Origin of the sequence: Pseudomonas sp. zbq_18, assembly GCF_043102245.1 — a bacterium.
Taxonomy (GTDB): Bacteria; Pseudomonadota; Gammaproteobacteria; order Pseudomonadales; family Pseudomonadaceae; genus Aquipseudomonas.
Map to the genome: position 1 here is coordinate 219,864 of NZ_JBICIT010000005.1, position 21,629 is coordinate 241,492.

General features: G+C 64.8%; 23 protein-coding genes. 13 read left to right on the forward strand and 10 right to left on the reverse strand.

All coding sequences use genetic code 11. The annotated features are described in order from the left end of the window. Positions 1 to 28: 28 nt before the first annotated feature. Both ACF8C6_RS04165 and sodB read left to right on the forward strand, forming a co-directional pair. Entirely contained in the window at positions 29 to 871 is an 843-nt protein-coding gene (locus ACF8C6_RS04165; RefSeq protein ID WP_392498126.1) for an EamA family transporter, read from the forward strand. A gap of 227 nt (positions 872 to 1,098) precedes the next feature. Next, entirely contained in the window at positions 1,099 to 1,680 is a 582-nt protein-coding gene (gene sodB / locus ACF8C6_RS04170; RefSeq protein WP_277688544.1) for a superoxide dismutase [Fe], read from the forward strand. Between the two features lie 76 nt (positions 1,681 to 1,756). Here the strand turns inward: sodB and ACF8C6_RS04175 are convergent, their stop codons facing one another. Then, positions 1,757 to 2,401 (reverse strand): hypothetical protein, encoded by a 645-nt coding sequence (locus ACF8C6_RS04175; RefSeq protein WP_392498127.1) that lies wholly within the window; start codon positions 2,399 to 2,401, stop codon positions 1,757 to 1,759. 1 nt (position 2,402) lies between these two features. Then, positions 2,403 to 3,707, reverse strand: a complete 1,305-nt coding sequence (locus tag ACF8C6_RS04180) for an ammonium transporter (protein ID WP_392498128.1) — start codon at positions 3,705 to 3,707, stop codon at positions 2,403 to 2,405. Between the two features lie 307 nt (positions 3,708 to 4,014). On the opposite strand from ACF8C6_RS04180, the gene ACF8C6_RS04185 reads away from it, so the two are divergent. Beyond that, a complete protein-coding gene (locus tag ACF8C6_RS04185) occupies positions 4,015 to 6,024 on the forward strand; it encodes a putative bifunctional diguanylate cyclase/phosphodiesterase (RefSeq protein ID WP_392498179.1) in 2,010 nt (669 codons plus the stop codon). Between the two features lie 61 nt (positions 6,025 to 6,085). Here ACF8C6_RS04185 and uraH read toward each other — a convergent pair whose 3' ends face one another. After that, positions 6,086 to 6,496 carry a hydroxyisourate hydrolase gene (gene uraH / locus ACF8C6_RS04190; RefSeq protein ID WP_021702311.1) on the reverse strand — a complete coding sequence of 137 codons (411 nt, stop codon included), beginning with the start codon at positions 6,494 to 6,496 and terminating at the stop codon, positions 6,086 to 6,088. 14 nt (positions 6,497 to 6,510) lie between these two features. Then, a complete protein-coding gene (locus ACF8C6_RS04195; RefSeq protein WP_392498180.1) occupies positions 6,511 to 7,008 on the reverse strand; it encodes a heme-binding protein in 498 nt (165 codons plus the stop codon). A 153-nt stretch (positions 7,009 to 7,161) separates the two neighbouring features. Here ACF8C6_RS04195 and ACF8C6_RS04200 point away from each other — a divergent pair, with 153 nt between their 5' ends. Both ACF8C6_RS04200 and ACF8C6_RS04205 read left to right on the forward strand, forming a co-directional pair. Continuing rightward, positions 7,162 to 7,833, forward strand: coding sequence for a heavy metal response regulator transcription factor (locus ACF8C6_RS04200; RefSeq protein ID WP_392498129.1), 672 nt, complete (start codon positions 7,162 to 7,164; stop codon positions 7,831 to 7,833). Beyond that, entirely contained in the window at positions 7,830 to 9,191 is a 1,362-nt protein-coding gene (locus ACF8C6_RS04205) for a heavy metal sensor histidine kinase (RefSeq protein ID WP_392498130.1), read from the forward strand. The genes ACF8C6_RS04200 and ACF8C6_RS04205 overlap by 4 nt, the downstream gene beginning before the upstream one ends. A 43-nt stretch (positions 9,192 to 9,234) precedes the next feature. Here ACF8C6_RS04205 and hemH read toward each other — a convergent pair whose 3' ends face one another. Both hemH and ACF8C6_RS04215 read right to left on the reverse strand, forming a co-directional pair. Then, the gene (gene hemH, locus ACF8C6_RS04210) at positions 9,235 to 10,257 is read right to left on the reverse strand and encodes a ferrochelatase (RefSeq protein ID WP_392498131.1); all 1,023 of its coding nucleotides are present in this window, start codon (positions 10,255 to 10,257) and stop codon (positions 9,235 to 9,237) included. Then, positions 10,254 to 11,159 carry a TIGR01777 family oxidoreductase gene (locus tag ACF8C6_RS04215; RefSeq protein WP_392498132.1) on the reverse strand — a complete coding sequence of 302 codons (906 nt, stop codon included), beginning with the start codon at positions 11,157 to 11,159 and terminating at the stop codon, positions 10,254 to 10,256. The genes hemH and ACF8C6_RS04215 overlap by 4 nt, the downstream gene beginning before the upstream one ends. 198 nt (positions 11,160 to 11,357) lie before the next feature. Between ACF8C6_RS04215 and ACF8C6_RS04220 the strand changes: the two genes are divergently transcribed. Genes ACF8C6_RS04220 through ACF8C6_RS04235 form a run of 4 tightly spaced genes read left to right on the forward strand, consistent with a single transcriptional unit; the run spans position 11,358 to position 14,183 of the window. Next, positions 11,358 to 12,344, forward strand: a complete 987-nt coding sequence (locus tag ACF8C6_RS04220) for an NAD(P)/FAD-dependent oxidoreductase (RefSeq protein WP_392498133.1) — start codon at positions 11,358 to 11,360, stop codon at positions 12,342 to 12,344. Continuing rightward, positions 12,341 to 12,562, forward strand: coding sequence for a TIGR02450 family Trp-rich protein (locus ACF8C6_RS04225; protein ID WP_392498134.1), 222 nt, complete (start codon positions 12,341 to 12,343; stop codon positions 12,560 to 12,562). The genes ACF8C6_RS04220 and ACF8C6_RS04225 overlap by 4 nt, the downstream gene beginning before the upstream one ends. A 43-nt stretch (positions 12,563 to 12,605) precedes the next feature. After that, entirely contained in the window at positions 12,606 to 13,589 is a 984-nt protein-coding gene (gene rlmF / locus ACF8C6_RS04230) for a 23S rRNA (adenine(1618)-N(6))-methyltransferase RlmF (RefSeq protein WP_392498135.1), read from the forward strand. Positions 13,590 to 13,592: 3 nt separating this feature from the next. After that, the gene (locus ACF8C6_RS04235) at positions 13,593 to 14,183 is read left to right on the forward strand and encodes an IMPACT family protein (RefSeq protein ID WP_392498136.1); all 591 of its coding nucleotides are present in this window, start codon (positions 13,593 to 13,595) and stop codon (positions 14,181 to 14,183) included. Between the two features lie 16 nt (positions 14,184 to 14,199). Here the strand turns inward: ACF8C6_RS04235 and ACF8C6_RS04240 are convergent, their stop codons facing one another. Beyond that, the gene (locus ACF8C6_RS04240) at positions 14,200 to 14,619 is read right to left on the reverse strand and encodes an Lrp/AsnC family transcriptional regulator (RefSeq protein ID WP_392498181.1); all 420 of its coding nucleotides are present in this window, start codon (positions 14,617 to 14,619) and stop codon (positions 14,200 to 14,202) included. Between the two features lie 116 nt (positions 14,620 to 14,735). On the opposite strand from ACF8C6_RS04240, the gene yjeH reads away from it, so the two are divergent. Then, positions 14,736 to 16,007, forward strand: a complete 1,272-nt coding sequence (yjeH, locus tag ACF8C6_RS04245; RefSeq protein ID WP_392498137.1) for an L-methionine/branched-chain amino acid transporter — start codon at positions 14,736 to 14,738, stop codon at positions 16,005 to 16,007. 6 nt (positions 16,008 to 16,013) lie between these two features. Here the strand turns inward: yjeH and ACF8C6_RS04250 are convergent, their stop codons facing one another. Continuing rightward, complete coding sequence (locus ACF8C6_RS04250; RefSeq protein WP_392498138.1) at positions 16,014 to 16,859, reverse strand: lipopolysaccharide kinase InaA family protein; 846 nt, start codon at positions 16,857 to 16,859, stop codon at positions 16,014 to 16,016. 158 nt (positions 16,860 to 17,017) lie between these two features. Here ACF8C6_RS04250 and ACF8C6_RS04255 point away from each other — a divergent pair, with 158 nt between their 5' ends. The 3 genes from ACF8C6_RS04255 to ACF8C6_RS04265 all read left to right on the forward strand — a co-directional run bounded on the left by ACF8C6_RS04255 (position 17,018) and on the right by ACF8C6_RS04265 (position 20,237). Beyond that, a complete protein-coding gene (locus ACF8C6_RS04255) occupies positions 17,018 to 18,343 on the forward strand; it encodes a TAXI family TRAP transporter solute-binding subunit (RefSeq protein WP_392498140.1) in 1,326 nt (441 codons plus the stop codon). Positions 18,344 to 18,411: 68 nt separating this feature from the next. Continuing rightward, complete coding sequence (gene yejK / locus ACF8C6_RS04260; RefSeq protein ID WP_392498141.1) at positions 18,412 to 19,419, forward strand: nucleoid-associated protein YejK; 1,008 nt, start codon at positions 18,412 to 18,414, stop codon at positions 19,417 to 19,419. Positions 19,420 to 19,424: 5 nt separating this feature from the next. Further along, a complete protein-coding gene (locus ACF8C6_RS04265; protein ID WP_392498142.1) occupies positions 19,425 to 20,237 on the forward strand; it encodes a hypothetical protein in 813 nt (270 codons plus the stop codon). A 52-nt stretch (positions 20,238 to 20,289) separates the two neighbouring features. Here ACF8C6_RS04265 and ACF8C6_RS04270 read toward each other — a convergent pair whose 3' ends face one another. Next, positions 20,290 to 21,225 carry a glutathione S-transferase family protein gene (locus ACF8C6_RS04270; RefSeq protein ID WP_392498143.1) on the reverse strand — a complete coding sequence of 312 codons (936 nt, stop codon included), beginning with the start codon at positions 21,223 to 21,225 and terminating at the stop codon, positions 20,290 to 20,292. Between the two features lie 66 nt (positions 21,226 to 21,291). After that, positions 21,292 to 21,591: a GIY-YIG nuclease family protein gene (locus tag ACF8C6_RS04275; protein WP_392498144.1), complete on the reverse strand. Its 300-nt coding sequence runs from the start codon at positions 21,589 to 21,591 to the stop codon at positions 21,292 to 21,294. Positions 21,592 to 21,629: the final 38 nt, after the last annotated feature.

Consider the following 21,629-nt stretch of genomic DNA (forward strand, 5'->3'; position numbering starts at 1 on the left):
GCGCTTGCAAGCATGACTGGGAGCGCACGTGGATACGACGGTATTTGCCGTGGTGCTGGCCGCCGCCGCGCTGCATGCGGGCTGGAATGCCCTGCTCAAGATTGGTCTGGACCGCTACCTGACCGCTTCGCTGATCCAGATCGGCGCCGCCTGCGCGGCCCTGCCGGCTCTGCCCTTCTTCGCTATCCCGGTGGCCAGCGCCTGGCCCTGCATCGCCCTCTCCGCCCTGCTGCACATCGGCTACAACCTCTTCCTCTCCCGCGCCTACCAGCATGGCGACCTGTCCCAGGTCTACCCGATCGCCCGCGGCAGCTCGCCGCTGCTGGTGGCGCTGCTCGCCCTGCTGGCCGGCGATGTACTGCAGGCGGGGCAATGGGCGGGGCTGCTGATGCTGGTCGGCGGGATCTGGCTGATGGCTTGGCGCGGCGGCCACCCAGGCAGCTCACTCAATGGCCCGTTGCTGTTCAACGCCCTGGCCACCGCCGTCTGCATCGCCGGCTACACGGTGGCCGATGCCCTCGGCGCGCGCAGCAATGGCGACGCCATCGGCTACGCGCTGTGGCTGTTCCTGGTCAACGGCCTAGTTGCGGCCTTGGTCATTGCCCTGCGCCGCGGGCCGCGCATCTTCCTTCAACTCGGTCCGCACTGGCGCGGCGGCCTGGGCGGGGGCGCCATGTCCATGCTGGCCTACAGCCTGGTGATCTGGGCCACCACTCAGGCACCGGTCGCCCTGGTTTCGGCACTGCGCGAGAGCAGCGTGCTGTTTGCCCTGCTGATCGGCTGGCTGTTTCTCAAGGAATCCATGCAGCCGCTGCGCCTGCTCGCCTGCCTGATCATCGCCGCGGGCGTAGCATTAATGAAACTGACCTGAAGCAAACTGCACTTTTGCCGCCCGTATCTGTCCACCCCCAGGATGGACAAAGCCCCTGGCACCGGCTTTTCCACACAGTTGCTGCGTGGTTAAGGCCAGGCTCGGGTGCTATGATCCCGGGCTCGCGGCACTCTAAAAGAGCTTTAGCTCTCGCCGCCCGCATTCCGGCCGCCCGTGAACGGCCCGCGCTAGTCGCACATATCCCGACCTGATGAAGGAGATAGACCATGGCTTTCGAATTGCCGCCGCTGCCATACGAGAAAAACGCCCTCGAGCCGCACCTGTCCGCCGAGACCCTGGAGTTTCACCACGGCAAGCACCACAACGCCTATGTGGTGAACCTGAACAACCTGGTGCCGGGCACCGAGTTCGAAGGCAAGAGCCTGGAAGAAATCATCAAGACTTCCTCCGGTGGCGTGTTCAACAACGCCGCGCAGATCTGGAACCACACCTTCTACTGGAACTGCCTGAGCCCGAACGGCGGCGGCGAGCCGACCGGCGCCCTGGCTGACGCCATCAACGCGGCCTTCGGCTCCTTCGACAAGTTCAAGGAAGAGTTCAGCAAGACCTCCATCGGCACCTTCGGCTCCGGCTGGGGCTGGCTGGTGAAGAAGGCCGACGGCTCCCTGGCCCTGGCCAGCACCATCGGCGCCGGCTGCCCGCTGACCAGCGGCGACACCCCGCTGCTGACCTGCGACGTATGGGAACACGCCTACTACATCGACTACCGCAACCTGCGTCCGAAGTATGTTGAAGCCTTCTGGAACCTGGTGAACTGGGACTTCGTGGCGAAGAACTTCGCGGCCTGAGTCCGGATGTAGTCGCCTCGGCGACTGCATAACAAACGCCCCGGCCATGCCGGGGCGTTTGCATTTATGGCTCTAACTAGAGCAGCCGTTGCGGCGGCATCTGCAGGTGGTAGCGCTCGGTCTTCTGCACCGCGCGGGTCAGTACCTGGTCGGCGGTGACCGGCCCAAGGAACTCGCACAGACCGATATAAAGCAGGTTGAGCAGCATGCGCAGCTGCTCCAGATTGAGCGCCGTCAGCCCCAGCGAACCGCCCTGCTCCAGCCAACCGCGCAAACGCAGACGCAGCTCGGTTTCAACCTGCATGCCACTCAGATTGCCAGCGGCGAAGCGGCGCAGGCGCGGCACCATGTCGGCATCGAGCAGGCCGAACAGCTCACGACTGAGCACTTCGAAGGTCTGCCGCGCCAATGCGTCCGGCCCGGACACCTCTTCGGCAGCGACACCCGCACCCTGGCGCCAGGCCTGTAGACGTGGCGCCGGGTCTGGCAGCAGATTGGCGGTCGGTCCGGTCAGCGCCCCCACCAGCTCACGATACAAGCGGGCGCGCTCGAACTTGCGCTCGGTACGCTGCACCACCTCGGCCAGAAACTCATTGAGGGCAAACGGCGGCTTGTCCGCGTACTTGGCTTCCCACAGCGACAGCAGGGGCAGCGCTTCATCTTCGGAAAAGTGACCGGCCAACCCGGTATAGATGGCGCGACGACGGGTAGTCAGACTCATCTCAGGTCCTCCGCGCCAATTCGCTGCCGTCGTAGGTCAGTGCCTGATTGAACTCCGGATAACCGGCTTCGGCATGCTCCGAGTAGTCCAGGCCACGTTGCTCGTGCTGGGTGGAAGTACGCAAGCCCACGGTCTTGGCCAGGATCAGGTACATCGCCAGCGCCAGCGGGAAGGCCCAGAGGAACGCCGCGCCGGCGCCGATCAACTGCACACTCACGCGCGCCCAACTGAACAGATCCCCGCTGTAGAACAGCCCGGCCGCGACCGTGCCCCAGACTCCGGCCAGACCATGTACCGGTACCGCACCGACCACATCGTCGAGGCGCAGACGATCCATCAGGCGCATGCCGAACACCACCACGAAACCGGCAATCAGTCCGGTCACCAGGGCATAGCCAGGCTGCATGGTGGCGCAGCCGGCAGTGATGCCGACCAGACCACCGAGCGAACCATTGACCGTGGTGCTGAGCAGCACCGGACTGGCCGTACTGCGCAGCGCCAGCACCGCGCCAAGCGCGCCGGCGGCCGCCGCCAGGTGAGTGTTGAGGGCGATCAGGCCAAGGCTCTCGTTCATCGCTAGAGTGCTGCCGGCATTGAAGCCGAACCAGCCGAGCCAGAGAATGAAGCCGCCCAGCGCCACCAGACTCATGTTGTGGCCCGGAATCACCCTGGGCGTACCGTCGGCGGCGAAGCGCCCGAGGCGCGGGCCCAGCACCAGGATGCCCGCCAGGGCGCACCAGGCGCCGACACCGTGAACCACGCTGGAGCCGGCAAAATCGATGAACCCCATCTTGGCCAACCAGCCCTGGCCGCCGTAGGCACCACTCCACACCCAACTGCCGAACACCGGATAGATAAAGCCACTGATGACAACGGCTCCGACCAGGTAAGCACTGTAGCGGGTACGCTCGGCCATGGCCCCGCTGGCGATGGTCGCGGCCGTGGCGGCGAACATCATCTGGAACAGCAGAAAGGTAAAGTCCCAGGGCTGGCCCTCGCTCGGTGCGAAATGGCTCATGCCGTACCAGCCGGTGGCGTTGGCGCCGAACATCAGGCCAAAGCCCACCAGCCAATAGACGATGCCGCCGACACAGCCGTCCATGTAGTTCTTCATCATCACGTTGACGGCATTCTTGGCTCGCGACATGCCACTTTCCAACAGGGCGAAGCCGGCCTGCATGAAGAACACCAGCGCACTGGCCAAGACGACCCAGCCGGTATTCATGGCCAGTTCGGTACTGCCATCGGCAGCGTGGGCAGAGGGTGAGAACAACAGGGCACACAGCGACAACAGGTAGAGCTTCATGGCGAATCTCCCAGCACGGTGATGCCGGGGCAACGCAACTCTTGTGCCAGACTATTCAGCAGTCAGCAGGCCCTCTCCTCACTCGCCTGCACCAACGCAACGCATACCGGCTCGCCGCCACCTGAAACATGCGCCAAGTCAGTACGCGCGCAAAAATAATCAGTGATGGCGTAATGGCCCTTTGACGGCAATGGCGCATTTGCCAATACTCTCCACGGTTACATGCCTCCGGCGGCGAACAAGGAATCCCCATTTGAAGCTGGAACTGAAAAACAGCCTGTCGCTGAAACTGCTGCGTGTTGTCCTGATGTCGGCGCTGGCGGTCGGTGTCGTGTTGAGCTGTGGGCAGATCGTCTTCGACATCCACAAGACTCGCCAGGCGGTGGCCAATGATGCGCAACGCATCCTCGGCATGTTCCGCGACCCGTCCACCCAAGCCGTCTACAGCCTCGACCGCGAGATGGGCATGCAGGTCGTCGAAGGCCTGTTCCAGCATGAGGCCGTGCGCCACGCGGCCATCGGTCACCCCAACGAACCCATGCTCGCCGAGCGCTCCCGGCCATTGACCGAATCCACCCGCCGCTGGATCACCGACCCGATTCTCGGCAAGGAGCAGACCTTCGCCACCCAGCTGGTCGGCAAGGGCCCCTACAGCGAGTACTACGGCGACCTGACCATCACCCTGGATACCGCCAGCTACGGGGAGAACTTCATCACCACCTCGGTGATCATCTTCATCTCCGGCGTACTGCGCGCCCTGGCCATGGGCCTGGTGCTGTACATGGTCTATCACTGGCTGCTGACCAAGCCGCTGTCGAAGATCATCGAGTACCTGACCAACATCAACCCGGACCGCCCCAGCGAGCACAAGCTGCCCATGCTCAAGGGCAACGAGAACAATGAGCTGGGGCTGTGGATCAACACCGCCAACCAGCTGCTGGAATCCATCGAGCGCAACACCCACCTGCGCCGCGAAGCAGAAAACAGCCTGCTGCGCATCTCGCAGTACGATTTCCTCACCGGCCTGCCCAACCGCCAGCAACTGCAGCAGCAGCTCGACCAGATTCTTGAGGATGCCGGTCGCCTGCAGCGCCGCGTAGCCGTGCTGTGCGTCGGCCTGGATGACTTCAAGGGGATCAACGAACAGTTCAGCTACCAGACCGGTGACCAGCTGCTGCTGGCGCTCTCCGACCGTCTGCGTAGCCACAGCGGCCGCCTCGGTGCGCTGGCACGCCTGGGCGGTGACCAGTTCGCCCTGGTCCAGGCCGATATCGAGCAGCCCTACGAAGCCGCCGAACTGGCGCAGAGCATCCTCGACAGCCTGGAAACGCCCTTCACCCTGGAGCAGCAGGAAGTCCGCCTGCGTGCCACGATCGGCATCACCCTGTTCCCGGAAGACGGCGACAGCACCGAAAAGCTGCTGCAGAAAGCCGAACAGACCATGACCCTGGCCAAGAGCCGCTCGCGCAACCGTTACCAGTTCTACATCGCCAGCGTCGACAGCGAGATGCGCCGCCGCCGCGAACTGGAGAAGGAGCTGCGCGAAGCGCTCAGCCGCAACGAGATGCACCTGGTCTACCAACCCCAGGTCGACTACCGCGACCACCGCGTGGTCGGCGTCGAGGCGCTGATCCGCTGGCAGCACCCGCAACACGGCTTCGTCCCGCCAGACCTGTTCATCCCGCTGGCCGAGCAGAACGGCACCATCATCGCCATCGGCGAATGGGTGCTGGATCAGGCCTGCCGTCAGCTGCGCGAATGGCATGACCAGGGCTTCAGCGAGCTGCGCATGGCGGTCAACCTGTCCACCGTGCAGCTGCACCACAACGAGCTGCCGCGCATGGTCAGCAACCTGTTGCAGGTCTATCGCCTGCCGCTGCGCAGCCTGGAACTGGAAGTCACCGAAACCGGCTTGATGGAAGACATCAGCACCGCCGCGCAGAACCTGCTCAGCCTGCGCCGTGCCGGCGCACTGATCGCCATCGACGACTTCGGTACCGGTTACTCTTCGCTGAGCTACCTGAAGAGCCTGCCGCTGGACAAGATCAAGATCGACAAGAGCTTCGTCCAGGACCTGCTGGAAGACGAGGACGACGCCACCATCGTTCGCGCCATCATCCAGCTGGGCAAGAGCCTGGGTATGCAGGTCATCGCCGAGGGTGTGGAGACCACCGAGCAGGAGGCCTACATCATCGCCCAGGGCTGCAACGAGGGTCAGGGCTACCTGTACAGCAAACCGCTGCCGGCCCGCGAACTGACGCTCTACCTCAAGCAGGCTCGCCGTCTGAGCAGCGCCGGTAACCCGGCCACCCTGTAACCGCCCCATCGACTGACACAAAAAACGCAGGCTCAGGCCTGCGTTTTCGTTTGCCCGGCCGTCAGTTGCCGCGGTAAGTGGAGAAGCCGTAGGGGCTGAGCAGCAGCGGGATGTGGTAGTGCGCCACGCTGCCGTCGACCTCGAAGATCACCGGCACTTCCGGGAAGAAGGTCGCGGTGGCGTGCTGCTTGAACCAGGCGCCGGTTTCGAAGGTGACGCGGTAGGTGCCGCTTTCCAGCTTCTTGCCCTCCGGGTAGAGCGCGGTGATGCGGCCCTGCTCGTTGGTCGTGCCCTCGTTCAGCTTGTTCCAGCGCTCGCCGTCGAGCTTCTCCAGGCTGACCTCGACGCCTGGGGACGGCAGGCCGTCCTGCAGGTTGAGGACGTGCACGCTGAGCGGGTTGCCAGCGGCCAGGACGAGGGTGGACAGGCCGCTCAGGGCGCTACCGAGCAGCAGGTTTTTCAGCATCTTCATGGTGGATCTCCAGTTCAGGGTTGGGTGGGTAGAACCTGGGCGATGGCCTGCAGTGCGCAGCCTTCGTCGAATTGCGCGCCGCCGGCACCGGCCACGCCGATGGCGCCGATCACCTGGTCGGCCACCTTCAGCGGCACGCCGCCACCGAGCAGCAGCAGTTCATCGAGGGTGTTGAGGTTTTCCGCGTCGGGGGTGCTGCGCGCACGCTCGGCCAGCAGGCCGGTAGCGGTCTTGGTCGACAGCGCGGTGAAGGCCTTGCGCTGGGCGGCCAGGGTGTTGTGCGGGCCGACGTTGTCGTCGCGCTGCACGGCAACCAGGTTGCCGCCACGGTCGACGACGGCGGCCACAGCCGTGCGGCCTTCGGCATGGCAGGCGGCCAGGGTGGCGTCGAGCAGCTGGTTGGCCAGGGCCAGGCTGACATCGGCGCGCTGCGCCACGGCCGGGGTCTCGGCCCAGGCCGGGCTCGCCGCCAGGGCCAGGGCGAGTAGCGACAGTACGGTAGGGGTTCGGATGGTCATGCGGTTCTCCCGGATAAGGCTCGACTGAGCCAGTGGCGGGCATCTTGCCCAGCCCTTGCGCACAGACTGATTGCCGGCGGATTACCAATTTGTAATGGGAGAGAAGCGCGGATCGACCTAGGCTATGCGTCTGCAGTGGAGATCGACATGCGTATCCTGGTGGTTGAAGACGAAGCGAAGACGGCGGATTACCTGCGCAAGGGCCTGAGCGAAGACGGCTATGCGGTGGAGGTCGCCGCCAATGGCCTGGACGGCCTGCACCTGGTGCAGGAAGAAGAGTTCGACCTGATCATCCTCGACGTCATGCTGCCGGGCATCGATGGCTGGCAGCTGCTGCAGGTCATCCGCCGTCAGTTGCAGACCCCGGTGCTGTTCCTCACCGCCCGTGATGCCGTCGAGGACCGCGTGCGCGGCCTGGAGCTGGGCGCCGACGATTACCTGGTCAAGCCCTTCTCCTACGCCGAGTTGCTGGCGCGCGTACGCAGCCTGCTGCGCCGGGGGCCGCCGCGGGAAACCGAGCACTTCGAGGTGGCCGACCTGCAGCTCGACCTGCTCAAGCGCAAGGTCACCCGCAGTGGCGAGCGGCTCAACCTGACCAACAAGGAGTTCGCCCTGCTGCACCTGCTGCTGAGCCGCCAGGGCGAAGTGCTGTCGCGCTCGCTGATCGCCTCGCACGTCTGGCAGATGAACTTCGACAGCGACACCAATGTGGTCGACGTGGCCATCCGCCGCCTGCGCGCCAAGGTCGACGATCCCTACCCGCTCAGACTGATCCACACCGTGCGCGGCATCGGCTACCTGCTGGACCTGCAGCCGTGAGGCTCTGGCCGCGCACCCTGAGCCTGCGCCTGGCACTGATGTTCGCCCTGGTCGGCGTGCTGCTGCTCGGCGCCCTGGGCTTCTTCCTGTACCAGTCGCTGCAGCGCGAAATCGCCTGGCGCGACGACCAGGCCCTGCTCGGCCGCCTGCAGCGCATGCAGGCCCTGCTCGACGACGCAGCCAGCATCGAGGCGCTGCGTAACCGTCCGCAGCTGTACGAGAACATGCTGGGTAACCGCGACAACCTGTTGTGGATAGTCGATGCCCAGGGCCAGCCGCTGATCGAGGTAAACCCGCCGGCCCTGCCCCTGCCGAATCTGCCAGCGGCACCTGAGCCCCGGCTGGCCGATGCGCCAGACAACCCCACCCTGCGCCTGGCCTGGCTCGATGTACCGCGCCCGGGCGGCGCCCTGCGGCTGATCGCCGGCAAGCTGGCCAGCGAGCGCGAGCAGATGCTCGCCGCCTATCGCCTGAAGATCGGCCTGGCGCTGGGCGTCGGTGCACTGCTGGCCTTCGCCCTCGGCGCCCTGGTCAGCCAGCGCGGACTGCGCCCTGTGCGCCAGCTGGCCCGGCAGGCCGCCGGCATCGATACGCAGCACCTGCACCTGCGCCTGCAGGGATTTGCCGAGGTCGGCGAACTGAGCGCCCTGAGCCAGGCGCTGAACCAGATGCTCGACCGTCTGGAACAGGGCTTTGCCCAGCTCTCGCGCTTCTCCGAAGACCTGGCCCACGAGATGCGCACGCCGCTGAGTAATCTGATGGGCCAGACCCAGCAGGCGCTGCGCCACTCCCGCTCGGTCGAGGCTTACCAGAACCTGCTGGTGTCCAATCAGGAGGAATACGAACGCCTGGCGCGGATGATCGACAGCATGCTGTTCCTCGCCCGCACCGAGCAGCCGAAGGCGGCGATCCAGCATGAGGCGGTCGACCTGCGGGCGCTCGGCGAGCAGCTGTGCGACTACTTCGAGGGCATGGCCCAGGAACGCGACATCACCCTGCTCAACCAGGCCGACGGAAACCTGCATGCCGAACCGCAACTGCTGCGCCGCGCCCTGGCCAACCTGCTGGCCAATGCCCTGCGCCACGCCACGCCGCAGAGCTGCGTGACCCTCGGCAGCACCCACACAGCCACGGGCATGACCCTCAGCGTGCACAACCTCGGCGAGCCCATCCCCGCGCAGCACCTGCCGCATCTGTTCGAGCGCTTCTACCGCTGCGATCCCTCGCGCCATGAACCGGGCGACTCCGGCGGCCTGGGCCTGGCGATCGTGCGTTCGATCATGCAAGCGCACGGCGGCCAGGTCAGCGTCAGGAGTGACGCGCACGGCACCCTCTTCCGCCTGCACTTCCCGGCCTGACGGCTGCGCCACTCATGCAAACGGGGCCGCAGCCCCGTTGCCTTCACAGCTGCTGCGGCGCCCGCTCGCACAGCACCTTGAGCGCCTGTACCCACTGCGGATGGTCGTTCAGGCAGGGCACCAGCACCAGGTCCTCGCCGCCCGCCTCGCGGAACTGCTCGCGGCCGCGGTCACCGATTTCCTCAAGCGTCTCGATGCAGTCGGCGACGAAGGCCGGGCACATCACCAGCAGCTTCTTCACCCCGGCCTGGGCCAGCTCGTCCAGACGCGCCTCGGTGTAGGGCTCAATCCACTTGGCGCGACCCAGGCGCGACTGGAAACCCACTGACCACTTGCCGGCCGGCAGCCCGGCACGCTCGGCGAACAGCTCGGCGCTGCGCAAGCACTGGGCGCGGTAGCAGTTGGCGAGCACCTGCGGCGAGGCGTTCTTGCAGCAGTCGGCGCCTTTCAGGCAGTGGCCAGTAGGGTCCAGCTTGTGCAGATGGCGCTCCGGCAGGCCATGGAAGCTCAGCAACAGGTGGTCGAAGTCCTGCTCGAGATAGGGTTTGGCGCTCTCCACCAGAGCGTCGACGTACTCCGGCTGGGCGTAGAACGGTGCCAGCTCGGCGAATTGCAGGGCCAGGCCGCGCTCGCGCACCACGCGCCGCACTTCCTGCAACGCGGTGGTGGTGGTGCTATCGGCGAACTGCGGGTAAAGCGGCGCCAGGGTGACTTTCTTCACGCCACGGGCCGCCAGGCCGACCAAGACCTTCTCGATCGACGGCTCGCCGTAGCGCATGGCCAGCTCCACCGGGCCGTGCGGCCAGTGCGCCGCCATGGCCTGCTGCAGGCGGCGGCTGAGCACCACCAGCGGCGAGCCCTCCTCCCACCAGATCGAGGCGTAGGCGTGCGCCGACTGCGCCGGACGCTTGATCAGGATCAGCGACACCAGCAGCCGGCGCACCGGCCAGGGCAGGTCGATCACGTAGGGGTCCATGAGAAACTGGTTGAGGTAGCGACGCACGTCGGCCACCTCCGTGGAAGCCGGCGAACCCAGGTTGAGCAACAGCAGGGCGTGATCGGTCATGCGGGGTCCTTGAGCAGGTCGGCCAGGGCCGAGTCGATATCGGTGAAACGAAAGTGGTAACCGTCATCCAGCGCACGCTGTGGCAGGGCCTTCTGCCCGCCCAGCAGCAATTCGGAGAGTTCGCCCAGGCCAGCCTTGAGCAGGAAGCCAGGCACGGGGAACAGCGCCGGACGCCGCAACGCCCGGCCCAGGGCCTTGGCAAAGGCCTTGTTGCGTACCGGCTGCGGCGCGCAGGCATTATAAGGACCGCGGGCCCCCTCCTGCCGCAAGAGAAAATCGATCAGGCCGATTTCATCCTCCAAATGAATCCACGGCATCCACTGCCGGCCACTGCCGACAGGCCCACCCAATCCCAGACGAAACGGCAGCAGCAAGCGTTTGAGGAAGCCGCCGTCCGGCGCCAGCACCAGACCGGTGCGCAACAGCACCACAGCGATACCCAAGCCTTCGGCACGCAGGGCAGTCTCTTCCCAGGCTCCGCACAGTTGTGCGGCAAAGTCCTCGCACACCGGCGGATCCGTCTCGCGCAACTCGTGCTCGCCAGCATCGCCGTACCAGCCGACAGCCGAGCCGGAGAGCAATACGCGGGGCCGTTGCTGGCGTTGCTCCAGCCAGCTCAGCAGCTGTTCCGTGAGACCAATCCGACTGTTCCACAGCTCCAGCTTACGCTTGTGCGTCCAGGGACGATCCGCGATAGGAGCACCGGCCAGGTTGATCACAGCATCCAGCGGCTCGTCGCCATAGTCTTCGAGACGACCGATGCCGCGGACCTGAGCACCGCACAACTCACTGACCCGCTCCGGCGTGCGGCTCCACACGCTCAGGCGATGCCCCTGGGACAGCCAATGGCGGCACAAGGCTCGACCAATCAGCCCGGTACCGCCTGTCAGCAAGATATGCATGGCATCCTCCTCGCATGGCACTGACCACTCATCCCGCCCTAGTCTGAATTATGGCGCAGGCACGTGTCCTGGCCCGACAGCGCTAACGTCGCACTGAGTAAAAGGGCTGACCATTGACTCACAATAATTGTACAAATCAAATAACATGTACAATTAATGCCTGGAACGTCGCCTGATGTAAAGGAAACGAGGTAGACCATGACAGCACCCATCGCCATCATCGGCACCGGCCTGGCGGGCCTTTCCGCCGCGCAAGCCCTGCATGCAGCCGGCATGGAAGTCCAACTGTTCGACAAGAGCCGCGGCAGTGGCGGACGAATGGCCAGCAAGCGCAGTGACGCTGGCTCGCTGGATCTGGGCGCCCAGTACTTCACCGCACGCGACCGCCGCTTTGTCGAAGTGGTGCAGCAGTGGCAGGCACGCGGCTGGGTGGCCGAGTGGGACCCGCAGCTCTACCAGCTCAACGAGCATGGCCTGCATCACTCACCTGACGAGCAGCTGCGCTGGGTCGGTACGCCGCGCATGAGCGCCATCAGCCGCGCCCTGCTTGGCGCTCTGCCGGTACATTTCAGTTGCCGCATCACCGAGGTCTTCCGCGGCGAACAGAACTGGCAGTTGCAGGATGCCGAAGGCCAGAGCCACGGCCCCTTCAGCGCCGTGATCGTCGCGACGCCCGCGCCACAGGCCAGTGGCCTGCTCAGCGCCGCCCCCAAGCTCGCAGGCACCGCTGCCAGCGTGATCATGAACCCGACCTGGGCCGTTGCCCTGGCCTTCGACAGCCCGCTGGACACTCCGGTGGAAGCCAGCTTCGTGCGCGGCAGCGCCCTCGACTGGCTGGCGCGCAACCGCAGCAAGCCAGGGCGCGACAGCCACTACGACACCTGGGTGCTGCACGCCTCCAGCGAGTGGAGCCGCCAGCACCTGGACCTGCCCAAGGAAGCCATCATCGAGCAGCTGCACGGCGCCTTTGCCGAACTGATCGGCTGCAGCCTGCCGGCACCGAGCTTCAGCCTGGCGCACCGCTGGCTCTATGCGCGCCCGGCCGGCAATCACGAATGGGGCGCCCTGGCCGATGCCGACCTGGGCCTGTACGCCTGCGGCGACTGGTGCCTGTCCGGTCGGGTCGAGGGTGCCTGGCTGAGTGGCCAGGAAGTAGCTCGGCGCCTGTTGGAGCACCGCCAGTGAACCCACAACGCCTCAACCCCAGCAAGCTGCTGCTGTCGAAATGGACGGCGCGCCAGCCGCGCAACCGCGAGAAGCACTTTCTGGTCACCGAGCTGCATTGCGATGAGGAAGGCACGGTGTTGCAGGTCGAATTGCAGGCCGTCCTCACCCAGCGCACTGAACGCCTCGACTGGCGCGCCCTGCAGGACGACGAGCGTTGGCTGATGGGCTGGAAGTGACGTCTGTGGGACAATGCCCTCCCCGCTCAGCGAACCCTCCAGCATGTCCGAGAAAGCTCATCCGCCGCGCCAGCCCAAAGCCATCGCCAAGGGCCAGTTGCACCCACGCAACCGCCATCAGGGCCAATACGACTTCCCTCGGTTGATCGAGAAAAACCCTGAGCTGGGGCGCTTCGTTATCACCAATCCATACGGCAAGCCGAGCATCGACTTCGCCGATCCCGAGGCGGTACGGGTACTCAATCGCGCCCTACTCCGCCAGCTGTACGGCATTCGCTACTGGGAAATACCGGCTGGCTATCTGTGCCCACCGATTCCCGGGCGCGCCGATTACGTGCATGGCCTGGCCGATCTGCTGGCCAGCGACCAGCACGGCAGGATCCCGCAGGGCCAGCACATCCGCGCCCTGGACATCGGCACCGGCGCCAGCTGCATCTATCCGCTGCTAGGCCATGGCGACTATGGCTGGCGTTTCCTCGGCTCGGATATCGACTCGCCAGCCCTGGAATCGGCCGGCGAAATCGTCCGCCGCAATGACCTGGCTGAGGCCATCGAACTGCGCCAACAGCACCAGCGCGGACAGATCTTCAAGGACCTGCTGCAGCCGGGTGAGCGCTTCGAGCTGACCCTGTGCAATCCCCCCTTCCACGCCAGCGCCGAGGAGGCCGCCAGCGGCAGCCGACGCAAATGGAAGAACCTCGGCAAGCTCGACCCGCAACGCCAGCTGCCCGCGCTTAACTTCGGCGGGCAGAGTGCCGAGCTGTGGTGCACCGGCGGCGAGGCCAGTTTTCTCAAGCGCATGATCACGGAAAGTGCGCAGGTCGCCGACCAGGTGCTGTGGTTCAGCAGCCTGGTATCCAAGGTGAGCAATGTGGCCCACGCCGAAAAGCTGCTGAAGAAAGCCGACGCGCTGGAAATCCGCTGCATCGACATGGCCCAGGGCAACAAACAGAGCCGCTTCGTCGCCTGGACCTTCCACAGCCCGGAGCAACGCAGTGCCTGGCTGCAGAGCCGGGCACAAGACTGAGCTATGCCCTTCACCCTGCAAACGCCCTGCGATTACCACGAGGAAATACGCAAGAGCCGCTTCCTCGCGCTCGCCGCCCCCGTCGAATCGGCGGAGCAGGCACTGGCCTTTATCGAGCAGCACAGTGACCACAGCGCCTCGCATAACTGCTGGGCCTTCAAGTGCGGCAGCCAGTACCGTTTCAATGACGACGGCGAACCCGGCGGCACCGCCGGGCGGCCGATACTCGCCGCCATCGAGGGCCAGGATTGCGACCGGGTGGTAGTACTGGTCATCCGCTGGTACGGCGGCATCCAGCTCGGCACCGGAGGCCTGGCCCGCGCCTACGGCGGCAGCGCCGCCAAGTGCCTGCAGGGCGGCGCGCGGGTCGAGCTGATCGAGCGCATCCAGGCCCGCTGCCATGTGCCCTTCGCCGAACTGGCACGAGTGAAGGCGCGGCTGGGCGACTGGCAGGCGGTGGTGCAGCAGGAATGCTTCGATGAAACGGGGGCCGACCTGGTACTAACTCTGCCGAGCCACGCCCTCGACCAGGCTCGCCAGCAACTGACCGATCTCAGCCGCGGGCAAATCCAGTTGAGGACTCAGCCCGACTGATCGACGCCCCGACAGCTCACATCGGCCACTCCTTGACCACCATATGCGTCTTCACACGCTGCATGCCGGGGTAGTTCTCGATCTCGCCGCGAATCTCGGCCAGGCGCGCCATGCTGGTCGTCTCCACCTGCACCAGCATGTCGGTCTCACCGCTGATGCCACAGCACTGGCGGATTTCGGGAAAGGCACGCATCCGCTCGACGTAGTCCTGGCAGCGGCTGTCCTTGTAGAAGAGCTCAAGAAAAGCCTTGATGGTCGACTGCCCTGGATCGGCCACGCTGGCGTGATAGCCCTGGATCACCCCGCTCTCTTCCAGTTGACGGATACGCTCGGCCACCGCCGAACGCGACAGGCTGACCTCGCGGGAAATCTGGCTGACAGAGGTGCGCGCATCGGCACGCAACAGGGCGAGGATCTGGCGATCGAACTTGTCCACGGTGACTCTCGGCAGTTTGGCGGCGAAATCCGCCATTTCGCCGGTAATCGGCGGCAACCTGCCGCGCAGGGCAGGCATAACATGGCGGGATCGAAAGGAAGGAACGAGCATACCTCATGAGCCGCCTGAACAAGGAACTGGGCCTGGTGCAAGGCATTGCCCTGCTCAGCACCTCGCTGCTGGGCACCGGCATCTTCGTCGTGCCGGCACTGGCCGCCACCGCTGCCGGCAGCGCTTCGCTCTGGGCCTGGCTGATCCTGATTGCCCTGGTGCTGCCAGTGGCCTTTACCTTCGCCCAACTGGGTAGGCGTTTTCCCCATGCCGGTGGCGCTCCGCACCTGATCGGCCGCGCCTTCGGCGCACGCATGGAGCGGCTGATCGCCTTGCTGTTCCTCGCCGTGCTGCCGGTAGGCCTGCCCGCCGCGCTGAATATCGCCACCGGCTTCTGGCAGGCCGTACTGCCCATCGGCAAGTTCGAAGCCCTGCTGATCCAGTTGCTCACCCTCGGCGCCATGCTCCTGCTCGGCCAGCGCCCGGCCCGCGCCAGCGGCCTGGTGCAGGGCCTGATCGCCCTGGCCATTCTCGGCACCGTGGCGTTGATTTGGTGGGTGGGTGACCTGCCCCACGCCAGCCAGCCACTGCTGCCAGTGCTCGACAGCCAGGCCTGGCCGCTGATTCCGGCCGCCCTTGGTGTGATGTTCTGGTGCTTCGTCGGCATCGAGGCCTTCACCCATCTGGGCGAAGAGTTCAAAAATCCGCAGCGCGACTTTCCCCTGGCCCTGCTGCTCGGCGTGCTGCTGGCCGGCCTGGTGTACTGGGCCTTCTCGGTCGCCGTGCTGAGCTACGGCGTCTACGGCGACCAGCACAGCGACGCGGCCTCGCTGCCACGGTTGATGCACTTGCTGCTCGGCGATCAGGCACGCTGGCTGGTGGCGCTGATCGGCTACCTGGCCTGCTTCGCCTCGATGAACGTCTATCTGCAGGGTTTTGCCCGGCTGATCTGGAGCCTGGCCGACGAGGGCAAGCTGCCGGCACCACTGGCCGAGCGCAACCATCACGGCGTTCCGGCGAGAGCACTGCTGCTGGTGGTGACGACCTGCGCTCTGTGTGCGGCGTTGGCAAGCTGGCTGCAGCTGTCGGTGGATGACCTGATCCGCTACGCCAACGGCAACTTCATCCTGGTCTACCTGCTCAGCATGGCTGCCGGCGTCGCCCTGCTCCAGGGCATCTGGCGCTGGGTCGCCGGCTTCAGCACCCTGCTCTGCCTGCTGGTACTGGCCGCGCTGGGTACCGATGCGCTGTATGCACTGGGGCTGCTGGCCGTGTTTGCCTGCCTCGGCATCGGTCGCCGACAGCTCGGCCGACACATAGGAGCTCAACGCACCTGACCGCTATTACTTGGTTGCCAGTTTGCCCTGAGCGATCAGAAGCCGGCGCTTTTTGCGGCACGTTGGCTTGCGCTTGGCCAACTCATAGATACGAGCAAAACACTCGCGGTCGATATCACCGTAGGACTGCAGGGCTGTACTGACCAGTTCGTCATAACGAGCTTCAGTGATGTACTCCCGTACAAAGCGGAAATAGAAAAAGCCGAACTGAAAGCCCAGTGTCTCCGCATAACGCGAAGCAGCTCCAATATGGCAATTTTCCAGATCGACAACACGCAGTTGGTCGGGGTTGGCCGGGTCGACCATGATATTGGCCAGCCACAGGTCGAGATGGAAGATTTCCCGATCATGCAGATGCTTGAACAGGGAAAAGCAGCGCTGCAGGAATGATTCGATATCGATACCTGGTCGTTGTATCCACTCCATGCCGTTGACATGGTCTTCGAGCATTTCACTGACCAGGAAAAACTCTCGCACCAGGCGGCGTCCGCGCCGCTGATAACCGAAGCCAGCCACTTGGGGAACTGGCGCGCCACGGCGAAAAGCCTCAACGGAATTGCGCAACTCTTCGACTAGCCAGGTATAGCCACCCTCGGAACGTTGCAACCCAAAGGTAGCGCGCATGCGTGAAGGGAAGGTATCGATCTTCTCGGTTTTGACGAAGAATCGAGAGTGGGTGGTGTCCAGGCAACGCGTCAGACTGCCGCGCAGCGGCTCATGACCACGTCGCCCCAGCAACTCGGAGATAGGGGACAGCACTTCTGCATAATCATGATCTCGCACATGCAGGGTCAAATCCTGCAGACGAGTTTCATGCTTGAACATCCTTTTATATGTGCCTAGATAGCGCATAGCTGCTCCTTGCTTTTCAGGCCGGCAAGGTAGCCATGAGCCATCACCGAATCAACCCGTTTTTTCACGAAATTTTCATATTTGTATCTTTCTCGCGACACAAACATCCAAAGTCACTCCAGCTATGCTGTCGCCCAAGCCTCACCTAAGGACAGCCCATGCGCCGCATTCTCCGCGACCTGAAAATCCTCATCCTCGCCAACCTGTGGCTGGTGCCGGTGATCGCCGGCCTGGTCGGCGCCCTGTTCTACTTCGTTGCCCCGCCACCGCCCATGCATGCGCGCATGGCCACCGGCGCCTTGGGCGGCGGCTACCACAGTTTCGCCGAGCGCCTGCGCGACGAACTGGCCCAACAGGGTTTCGAGTTGGAGCTGGTGCAAAGCCGGGGTTCGCAGGACAACCTGGCCAAGCTGGATAGCGGCGAAGTGCAACTGGCGCTGGTACAGAGCGGCCAGGAATTGAGCCTGAGCGACACGCAGCGCGAGAAGATTTCAGGGCTGGGGGTGATGTATCGCGAGCCGCTGTGGCTGTTCCTTGGCGAGAAGGTACGGTTCGAGCGTCTGGCCGACCTGCTCAAGCTGCGCCTGGCCATCGGCTCGGAAGGCAGTGGCACGCAGGCCATCACCGCGGCGCTATTGCAGGCCAACCGCATTGCACCGGACAGTTATCCACCACAGTGGCAAGCCATCGGCGGCACGCCTGCAGCCGAGGCGCTGATTGACGGCAGGCTGGATGCTGCCTTCTTCGTCGGCCCGGCGGAAAATCCGCTAATCCAGCGCCTGGCTGGCGAACCCAAGGTTCACCTGGTCGGTCTGCGCCGTATTGATGCCTACCTGGCGCGCCTGCCCTACCTGAGCCGGGTGGAGGTTGGCGAGGGCATGCTGGACCTGGGCCACAACGTGCCAGACCGGGACATCGCCACCCTCGGCCCGGTGGCGACACTGGTTGCCGGTGAAGGCTTCCATCCCTCGCTCACCCCGCTGATTCTCGAAGCAGCCCGAACGGTACTGAAGAACGGCAGCCTGCTGGACCCGGCCGGCAGCTACCCGACCAGACCACCGCTCTCGCTGCCGATCCTCGACGAAGCCGAGTACTACTACGCCAAGGGCCTGCCGATACTGCAGCGCTACCTGCCGTTCCGCATCGCCTCGCTGGCCGACCGCTATATCATCCTCGCCATTCCGCTGGTGATTCTGCTGTTCCCGCTGTTTAAGGCCATCGGCCCGATCTACCAATGGCGCATTCGCGCGCGCATCTACCGCTGGTACAAGCACCTGCGCGAAATCGACCAGCAGCTGTACAGCGGCAAGCTGGAAGGCGACATCAGTGCCGAGATCGAGCGCCTGGAGAAGCTCGAAGACGAGCTGGCCAGGGTCGAGGTGCCGCTGTCCTACTCCAACGAACTGTATGAGCTGCACATGCACCTGCGCTATATGATCGAGCGCCTGCATGCGGTCCAGCAGCGCCGCAGCATCAGCACATGAAAAAGCCTCGCTCAGGCCGACTCAGGTAAACTCTGCGCCCTGCGTCCGAACACCAGCGAGAGCCATCCATGCCGATCCGTCATTGCATCGTCCACCTGATCGACAAGAAGCCCGATGGCAGCCCCGCCGTGCTGCATGCCCGAGAGTCCGAACTGAGTACCTCGCAGGCCATGGAAAACCTGCTGGCCGACCTCAACGAGAGCTACAACGCCAAACAGGGCAAGGCCTGGGGCCTGTTCCACGAGGAATCCGGCGCCTATCCGTTCAGCGGCTGGCTGAAGGCCTACCTGGAGGGCGAGCAGGACTTCACCGCCTTCAGCCGCCAGGCCGTGGAACAGCTGCAGAAGCTGATGGAGGAGTCCAACCTGTCCACCGGCGGCCACGTCTTGTTCGCCCACTACCAGCAAGGCATGACCGACTACCTGGCCATCGCTCTGCTCCACCACAACGAAGGTGTGGCAGTGACCGACGCGCTGGATGTAGCACCGGCCAAGCATCTGGACCTGGGTCAGTTGCACCTGGCCGCGCGCATCAACATCAGCGAGTGGCAAAACAACAAGCAGTCCAAGCAGTACATCTCCTTTATCAAGGGCAAGAACGGCAAGAAGGTCTCGGACTACTTCCGCGACTTCATTGGCTGCCAGGAGGGTGTGGATGCGCCGAGCGAAACCCGCACCCTGCTCAAGGCTTTCAGCGACTTCGTCGAGAGCGAAGATCTGCCCGAGGAGCAGGCGCGGGCCAAGACCGACACACTGGTCGACTATGCGACTAGCCAGGCCAAGCTCGGTGAGCCTATTACCCTGGACGAACTGTCCGGGCTGATCGACGAGGAGCGCCCGCGCGCCTTCTACGAGCACATCCGCAACAAGGACTACGGCATGGCCCCGGAATTTCCGGCGGACAAGCGCACCCTCAACCAGTTCCGCCGCTTCACCGGGCGCGCCGAGGGCCTGTCGATCAGCTTCGAGTCACACCTGCTGGGCTCGGCCATCGAGTACGACGAGGCGCGCGACATGCTGATCATTCGCCAGTTGCCGACCCAGCTCAAAGACCAGCTCAAGCGCCGCAAGGACTGACCTGCGTGCGCCTGGCCGATGCCATCCTCGACGCCTGCCGCTGCAACGTGCAGGCACCGCTGGCAGCTGATCCAGCGCAGGATTTCGGCCTGGACAAGGCTCAGGCCCAGCAGGCGATGGCCGAGCTGCGGCCCTGGCTCAATGAACGCCAGCGCATGCTCTGGGCCAATCGCAAAGAGGCTCTGCTCCTGCTCTTGCAGGGGCCGGACTGCTCCGGCAAGGACAGCCTGATCCGCCGGGTGGTCAGCGCCTTCGACCCACAGGGTGTCGCCCTGCATGCCTTTCAGGCCCCCGATGCCTGTGCCCGGCGCCATCACTTTCTCTGGCGTTACAGCCGCGTGTTACCGGCACCCGGTCTGCTTGGCGTGTTCAACCGCAGCCACTATGAAGGCCTGATCAGCGACCCGCTGGATGGTCTGTGCAGCGCAGAGGAGCTACCAGCACGCACCGCCGCGCTGCTGGCCTTCGAAGCCCAATGGCCGGCACAGCACCTTCACCCCTTGAAGTGCTACCTGCATATTTCCCGAGCGAAACAGCAGCAGCGTCTGCTGAGCCGCCTGGAGCGTCCGGAGAAACGCTGGAAGCTGCAGGCCAGCGACCTGCAGGCACACCGTGAATTCGACCTGCGCCAGTCACGCTGGAGCGCAGTACTGGCCGCCACTCACACACCGCAGGCGCCCTGGTACGTCATCCCCGCAGAACATCGCTGGTTACGCGACTGGCTGGTGGCAAGCCTGCTGGCTCGCACCCTGGAGCGCCTGGAATTGAACTGGCCAGAGGTCGTGCCGCCCTTCTCCAGGGCAGACCTGCAAGACTGACCGCGCAAACGAAAACGCCCGGCTCAGCCGGGCGTTTTCATGTCTGCAACATTCACAGGGCCGTGATGCAGAATCCCAGGCGCGGGAAGTGCACATGCACCACGCCGGCCCGCTCATCCTCACGACGCAGGATCAGTTCCTCCGCGCCGGCGAACAGCAGCTCGCCCTCGACAGGATCAACGCCATAGTCGGTCGCGGCGATCTTCACCCGCTGGCCGGGCTGGAAGCCGTTGGGCTCTTCGAACTGCTCGCTCGGCAGCGCCGCCGGCATGGCCGCACGGGCAATCTCAATGGCCTCGCTGGCGCTCAACTCGCTGACGGCACCATGACCGAAGCCCAGCACACGGCCCAGCCAGGCACTGACGCTGGGATAGGCATCGACCAGCGGCGCAGTGACCGGCGTCCCCTTGAGGAACCACAGGCAGTGCGCCAGGGAGAAATCCGCCACCGAAGGCTCACCGAACAGAAAGTCGCCTTCCTCACGCGCCAGCTGCTGCTCGACCCGGGCCATGATGCTCGGCCAGTTGTGCTTGGCCACTTCGGCCGGAATACGCGTCGCGGTGCCACCGCTGAACAATCCGGCGCGGTCGGCAACAAAGGCCTTGACCGCCTCCGGGGGCAGCTTGGCGAAACGCAGTGCCACCGACTCCGGCTGGAACACCAGGCTCACGGCATGCTGGAACACCACCGAGTCGACCCACTGGGCGAAGCTGGCGACGACAAACTCCTGACCTTCCGGAAACAAGGCCGGCACAGCCTTCTCGGCCTCCAGGCGACGGGCAATCAGGGCGGTGTCGCAATAGATATCGGCACCGATCTGCAACACCGGCGTCTTGCGATAGCCACCGGTGAGCGCGGTCAGATCCGGCTTGGGCATGACCGGCGGAATCATCACCGAGCGCCAGGACAGCTGCTTGAAGCCCAGCAGCAGACGGGCCTTCTCGGCGAAGGGTGAGGTCGGGTAGTGGTGCAGGATCAACTCGTGCATAACAAACTCCGCAGCGGTGGCAGTGGAAGGGCAGCTTACCCTTGGGCAGGGCAGCAGCCTACCCGCTCAGACTGATAGTGGGCTATCAGTTTCTACCATGGTCGCCGCCGCTACCAGGCGCTCCTTGGCCCCCTTCGGCAGCGCCTTGATCGCCCGCTCGCGGCGCAGCGCCGCGCTCTTGTCGTCGCAGGCTTCCACGTACACCAGCGCCTGGGCCGGGCTGGAATGAAAGAAGCGCGCGCCCTTGCCACTGCGGTGCTGTTCGAAGCGCCGCGCCGGGTCATCGCTGATCCCGCAGTACAGCGCGCCATTCTCGGCGCGTACCAGGTAGACGAACCAGGGTTTGGCGGTAGGGGTAGCGGTCATGGCTCGGCTGCAGGAAGACGGGCCGCCGAGCTTACGCC

Excerpts from the sequence above, each read along its gene's own strand:
- sodB (WP_277688544.1), top strand. The coding sequence starts at position 1,099 with ATGGCTTTCGAATTGCCGCCGCTGCCATACGAGAAAAACGCCCTCGAG.
- ACF8C6_RS04175 (WP_392498127.1), bottom strand. The coding sequence starts at position 2,401 with ATGAGTCTGACTACCCGTCGTCGCGCCATCTATACCGGGTTGGCCGGT.
- ACF8C6_RS04180 (WP_392498128.1), bottom strand. The coding sequence starts at position 3,707 with ATGAAGCTCTACCTGTTGTCGCTGTGTGCCCTGTTGTTCTCACCCTCT.
- ACF8C6_RS04185 (WP_392498179.1), top strand. The coding sequence starts at position 4,015 with ATGTCGGCGCTGGCGGTCGGTGTCGTGTTGAGCTGTGGGCAGATCGTC.
- uraH (WP_021702311.1), bottom strand. The coding sequence starts at position 6,496 with ATGAAGATGCTGAAAAACCTGCTGCTCGGTAGCGCCCTGAGCGGCCTG.
- ACF8C6_RS04200 (WP_392498129.1), top strand. The coding sequence starts at position 7,162 with ATGCGTATCCTGGTGGTTGAAGACGAAGCGAAGACGGCGGATTACCTG.
- hemH (WP_392498131.1), bottom strand. The coding sequence starts at position 10,257 with ATGACCGATCACGCCCTGCTGTTGCTCAACCTGGGTTCGCCGGCTTCC.
- ACF8C6_RS04215 (WP_392498132.1), bottom strand. The coding sequence starts at position 11,159 with ATGCATATCTTGCTGACAGGCGGTACCGGGCTGATTGGTCGAGCCTTG.
- ACF8C6_RS04220 (WP_392498133.1), top strand. The coding sequence starts at position 11,358 with ATGACAGCACCCATCGCCATCATCGGCACCGGCCTGGCGGGCCTTTCC.
- rlmF (WP_392498135.1), top strand. The coding sequence starts at position 12,606 with ATGTCCGAGAAAGCTCATCCGCCGCGCCAGCCCAAAGCCATCGCCAAG.
- ACF8C6_RS04235 (WP_392498136.1), top strand. The coding sequence starts at position 13,593 with ATGCCCTTCACCCTGCAAACGCCCTGCGATTACCACGAGGAAATACGC.
- yjeH (WP_392498137.1), top strand. The coding sequence starts at position 14,736 with ATGAGCCGCCTGAACAAGGAACTGGGCCTGGTGCAAGGCATTGCCCTG.
- ACF8C6_RS04250 (WP_392498138.1), bottom strand. The coding sequence starts at position 16,859 with ATGCGCTATCTAGGCACATATAAAAGGATGTTCAAGCATGAAACTCGT.
- ACF8C6_RS04255 (WP_392498140.1), top strand. The coding sequence starts at position 17,018 with ATGCGCCGCATTCTCCGCGACCTGAAAATCCTCATCCTCGCCAACCTG.
- yejK (WP_392498141.1), top strand. The coding sequence starts at position 18,412 with ATGCCGATCCGTCATTGCATCGTCCACCTGATCGACAAGAAGCCCGAT.
- ACF8C6_RS04270 (WP_392498143.1), bottom strand. The coding sequence starts at position 21,225 with ATGCACGAGTTGATCCTGCACCACTACCCGACCTCACCCTTCGCCGAG.
- ACF8C6_RS04275 (WP_392498144.1), bottom strand. The coding sequence starts at position 21,591 with ATGACCGCTACCCCTACCGCCAAACCCTGGTTCGTCTACCTGGTACGC.